This window comes from Bradyrhizobium sp. SHOUNA76, assembly GCF_023006445.1.
Taxonomy (GTDB): domain Bacteria; phylum Pseudomonadota; class Alphaproteobacteria; order Rhizobiales; family Xanthobacteraceae; genus Bradyrhizobium.
The window spans coordinates 1-5,069 of sequence record NZ_JALBHA010000467.1; the positions used below are offsets into that span (position 1 = coordinate 1).

Annotated in this window: 4 protein-coding genes; 1 reads left to right on the forward strand and 3 read right to left on the reverse strand. The window is 65.6% G+C overall.

The window, feature by feature from the left end; all coding sequences use genetic code 11:
- Nucleotides 1-118: 118 nt before the first annotated feature.
- Nucleotides 119-595: a formate dehydrogenase subunit gamma gene (locus MOV74_RS30930; protein WP_246930651.1), complete on the reverse strand. Its 477-nt coding sequence runs from the start codon at nt 593-595 to the stop codon at nt 119-121.
- A gap of 225 nt (nt 596-820) precedes the next feature.
- Here MOV74_RS30930 and MOV74_RS30935 point away from each other — a divergent pair, with 225 nt between their 5' ends.
- Nucleotides 821-1,714, forward strand: coding sequence for a LysR family transcriptional regulator (locus tag MOV74_RS30935; RefSeq protein ID WP_246930653.1), 894 nt, complete (start codon nt 821-823; stop codon nt 1,712-1,714).
- A gap of 3 nt (nt 1,715-1,717) precedes the next feature.
- On the opposite strand, the gene MOV74_RS30940 is transcribed toward MOV74_RS30935, so the two are convergent.
- Both MOV74_RS30940 and MOV74_RS30945 read right to left on the reverse strand, forming a co-directional pair.
- Nucleotides 1,718-4,048, reverse strand: coding sequence for a PAS domain-containing sensor histidine kinase (locus MOV74_RS30940; RefSeq protein ID WP_246930656.1), 2,331 nt, complete (start codon nt 4,046-4,048; stop codon nt 1,718-1,720).
- Nucleotides 4,049-4,288: 240 nt separating this feature from the next.
- On the reverse strand, nt 4,289-5,069 hold a 781-nt coding region (locus MOV74_RS30945), incomplete at its 5' end, for a cation transporter dimerization domain-containing protein (protein WP_309486852.1).

Consider the following 5,069-nt stretch of genomic DNA (forward strand, 5'->3'; position numbering starts at 1 on the left):
GTCCTGACGATCTCGATGGCCACGCCGCGCTTCGCGGCAGCCTGCTCCAATGCCAGCGCGACCTCGTCGGCGCCGACGGCCAACGCACCGGCATCACGTGAGACGTAGAGGCGCATGCTCATCGTTGCGCCTCCGCGACCAGCGCATCGAGGCGCTTCTGATCGAGGCGGCCGATCAGGCGGCCGTCGAGCATCGCGGACGGCGCCGTCGCGCACAGGCCGAGGCAGTAGATCGGCTCCAGTGTGACGCGATCATCGGCCGTGGTGTTGCCGAGCGACACGCCGAGCTTGGCTTCTGCGCGCGCAGCCAGCGCATCGCCGCCCGCGGCCTGGCAGGCTTCCGCGCGGCAGAGCTTGAGCACATGACGGCCGGCCGGCTTGTGGCGGAAGTCATGGTAGAATGTGAATACGCCATGCACTTCGGCGCGCGACAGATTGAGCGCTTGCGCCACCATGGGAATGGCCGCCTCCGGCACGTAGCCGAATGCCTCCTGCAGCGCGTGCAGGATGACCAGCGTCGCGCCCTCTTGGTCGGCATGTTCGCCGATGATTTCGGCGCCGCGCGTCTCGTTCCAAGGCTCAAAAACCGCTGTCATTCTTCGTTCTCAACCTGAGCGTTTCCTTTGCCGCAAACTAGTTGGAATCATTCGAAGATCAATAAAGCTATCCCGTGCTGCGATTGCGAATTCGGATCGATTTGCAACCGCAATCGATCGATACGAAATGGCAATGAAAGTTGGACCGGCTGCCGGTTTTTGCGTGTTGGTGCGGGCCCGGCGTGCTAGCTTGCATGCCACGACAGAATTCGAGGGGACGCTCGGTTGATCGACAAGCTTGAACTGCTGCTGGCGCTGGCGAAGGAGCGTCATTTTGGACGCGCGGCGGAGGTCTGCGGCGTGACGCAACCGACGATGTCGACCGGACTCAAGCAGCTCGAGGAGATCCTCGGGGTGATGCTGGTCCAGCGCGGGTCCCGCTTCCAGGGCTTTACGCCGGAAGGCGAGCGGGCGCTGGACTGGGCGCGGCGGATCGTGGGCGATGCCCGCGCGATGCGTGATGAGATCAACGGGCTGAAGCACCAGCTCTCCGGCGAGATCCGCATCGCGGCGATCCCGACCGTGCTCGGCATGGTCGCCGCGCTGACGACGCCGTACCGTGCCAGGCATCCGGAGGTGCGCTTCCGCATCCAGTCCACCACCTCGTCCGAGGTGCTGGGGCTGCTCGAAAATCTCGAGGTCGATGCCGGGCTGACCTATATCGAGAACGAGCCGATCGGCAAGGTGCGCACCATTCCGCTCTACAATGAGAGCTATCGTCTCCTGACCGCGCCGGATGCGATGTTCGGTGACCGCGAGACGGTGACATGGACCGAGGTCGGGCAGGTGCCGCTGTGCCTGCTGACGCCAGACATGCAGAACCGCCGCATCATCGACCGCGCGCTACGCTCGGTCGGCGCCGAGGCGACGCCGACGCTGACCTCGAACTCGCTGCTGGTGCTGTTCACGCATGTCAAGACCGGGCGCTGGGCGAGCGTGATGCCGGCCAAGCTCGCCGAGACGCTCGGTCTTTCCGACACGGTGCGCTCGATCCCGATCGTCGATCCCGACGTCAACTACAGCATCGGCATGGTCATCCCGCAGCGCGATCCGATGACGCCGCTGATCGCGGCCCTGGTCAATATCGCGCGCGAAGTGGCGCCGACGCTGCAATTGTAGGGTTCAAGCCGCGGCCGATATCCCGGACGCCGCCTTGATCGCGTCGCGGGGCAGGGTCACGCGCACGACGGTGCCGACCTCCAGCTTGGAGCGCAGCCGCATCGAGCCGCCGTGGAGCTGCGCCAGCGAGCGGGCGATCGCGAGGCCCAGGCCCGAGCCGTGATAGGTCTTGGTGAGCTGGCTCTCCACCTGCTCGAACGGGCGGCCGAGCCGTGCCAGCGAATGCGGCGCGATGCCGATGCCGGTGTCGGCGATCATCAGCACGATCCTGTCGTCGAGCTGCCGGCTGCGCACCACGATGCGTCCGCCGTCGGGCGTGAACTTCACGGCGTTGGAGAGCAGATTGACGATGATCTGCTTGGTGGCGCGGCGGTCGGCGACGACGGAGATGGATTTTGCGATGTCGGCGTCGAGTGTCAGGTGCTTGTCCTGGGCGCGGCCGGTGACGACCCGCAGGGATTCCGCCAGCGTCTGCGCCAGGTCGAGCTCTTCCAGGTCGAGCTTCATGCGGCCGGCCTCGATCTTGGACATGTCGAGGATGTCGTTGATGACCTCCAGCAGGTAGTGGCCGCTGGTCAGGATGTCCTGGCAGTATTCCTGGTACTTTTCGCTGCCGAGTTCGCCGAACATGCCCGAGCCCATGATCTCGGAGAAGCCGATGATGGCGTTGAGCGGCGTGCGCAGCTCGTGGCTCATATTGGCGAGGAACTTCGACTTGGTCTGGTTGGCCTCCTCGGCGCGGGTCTTCTCGCGCTGGTACTTCTCGGCGAGATCGGCGAGCTCAACCGCCTGGCGCTCCAGCGCGGCCTGCGAACGCTTGAGGTCGATGACGGTGGCCCGCAGGCGCAGATCGTTGTCGACCAGCTTCTGCTCGTGCTCCTTGATGCGGGTGATGTCGGTACCGACCGAGACGTAGCCGCCGTCCTTGGTGCGGCGCTCGCTGATGTGCAGCCAGCTGCCGTCGTCGAGCTGGGCTTCGAAGGTGCGCGCGCCCGGGCCTTGGCTCGCGGTCTCGTTGTGGCGGGTGCGGACCTCCGGCATGCGGCCGACCTCGAGCACGGTCTCGTAGGAGGTGCCGGGAATGACGGCGCTGTCGGGCAGCTTGTGCAGGCGCTGGAAGTGCGAGTTGCAGAGCACCAGGCGGTCGCTCGCGTCCCACAGCACGAAGGCTTCCGGAATGGTCTCGATGGCGTCGCGCAGGCGGAGGTCGGCTTCGACGGTGCGCTCGGCGAGGCTCTTCTGCTCGGTGATGTCGACGGCGATCCCGATCAGGTGCACGCTGGAATCGGTGGCCCCGCGTGTCTTTTCGCAGCGGACGCGGAGCCAGATCCAATGGCCGTCGACATGCTGCATGCGGAAGGTCTGGTCGATGTGGTCGATCTTCTCGGAGATGAGCTGGTCGGCGATCGCGAACAGGTCGATGTCGTCGGACTTCACCAGCGCGTTGACCTCGCCGAAGGTGAGAAGCTCGTGGCGGCCGTCCAGGCCGAGCATCGAGAACATCGACTGCGACCAGAAGATCCGGCCGCGCGACAGGTCCCAGTCCCACAGGCCGCAGCGGCCGCGGTTGAGCGCGGTGTCGATCCGGCCGCGCACGGCGTCGTTGATGAGGTCGCCCTCGCGGGCGCGGGTGGACTGCCAGTGGAAGGCGAAGCCGAGGATCAGGACGACGAAGCCGGTGGTCGCCGACAGCGTCACCGAGAGCGCGGCGTCCGAACCCCAGATCGGCTCGTTGCGCTCTTGGATCACGGTGACGAAGCCGGGCATCGACTTGATCTGCCGCGAGGTCGCCATCGCGGCGTTGCCGCTCGGCAGCGTCATGTCGGAGATGTTGCCGTCGCGCGTCGGCGCCGCGAGCAGTTGCGCCGTGGTGATGGCATCGAGCAGGCGGTCGTTGCCTGAAGGGTCGCTGTCGATCGGGATGCGGGCGAGAACGCGGCGGTCGATGCCGGCCGAGGTGACGATGACGTGGCGGCCCGTGGCCGTGCCCCAGGTCGGGATCAGATCGGGCAGCAGTGCCGGCAGGCTCTCGATGTTCTTGAGCCGCTCCTGCCGCACGGAGGTGAGGCGGTCGATGCGTTCGGCGAGCAGATCGGCGAGCGCTGAGATGTCGTGGCGGATCACCATCCGCTTCTGACGCGTCTGATCGACGACCTGCACGAACGCGCCGAGGCAGATCGTGATCAGGAATGCGATGATGAGCGTCGGCACGGCGCGACGAAGCGCCGGCTCTGCGATCAAGAGCCGATGATAGGCAGGTTTCGCGATCGATTGCGCCAATCCTTTGATCGAATCGGATTGGACGCACGCGTTCGCGGCGTCTGCACGCGACATGCCTTCGGCCCCCTGAAAACCAGCTTGCAACTGAAGTCCGGAAGCAGCCCCACATCGCTTCCGAATCACAGCGATTTGAATCCAGTTTTCGCGGGCTGTCGAGAGTCAACGAATCGTTAACGCGAAATTATTCTTATCCAACGCGCAGTTTGCGCGTCGTGCGCCCGCAAACTCACGGACGCGAGGAGTCCGAAACGAGAACGTGTGACTCCTCGCACATTCTTCGTCTCGTGCGCCTCGTCACGCGCGCGGCGGCTCAGCGTGACTGATCACGCGCTTCACGCTCGGGAACGCGCGCCGCAGCGCGCGCTCGACCGCGTCGACATGCTCGTGCACCTTGATCACGCTCATCGACGGCGTGGCCCGGCAGTGGAAATTGACGATCTCGCCGGCATCGGTGTTGCGGACGCGGACATTATGGATGTCGTGGATCTCGCCGTCGGCGGCATATTCCGTCAGCGCGGCGGCGATGGTCCGCACCCGTTCCGGCGTGGCATCGACCCCGAACGGCAGTTCCGGTTCCAATGGCTCGATATGGACGTCGACCTCGACGTCGTCGCCGAACTCCACCTGGATGTTACGCTCCAGCGTGTTGGCGACGTCATGGGCGGCGTCGAGCTGCATTCCGCCGTCGACCTCGAGGTCGATGCTGACGATCAGCTTGGCGCCGAGATCGTGCACCGTGACATGGTGGATGGCGAGCCCGGAATTGCGCGCGATCACCATGATGCGGTCGCGCACGGTCTCGTTGTCGCGCGCGACCGGCACCGCAGCAAAAGTGAGGTCGGCATCGCCGAACGCCTTGGTGACGGCGGTCTGCGCGTTGCGCTTGATGTCCTCGACCCGGTCGATCGGATAGGTCCGCGGCACCTTCGCGATGGTGTCGATGAACGTGGTCGCCCCGACCATGCGCACCCGCAACCGCTCGATATCGATCACGCCGGCCACGCTCCGGATCGCGGCTGTGGCCTTCTCGTGCGCACCCTCGGGGGCGCGGTCGACCAGCGTCTGCACGGTCGAG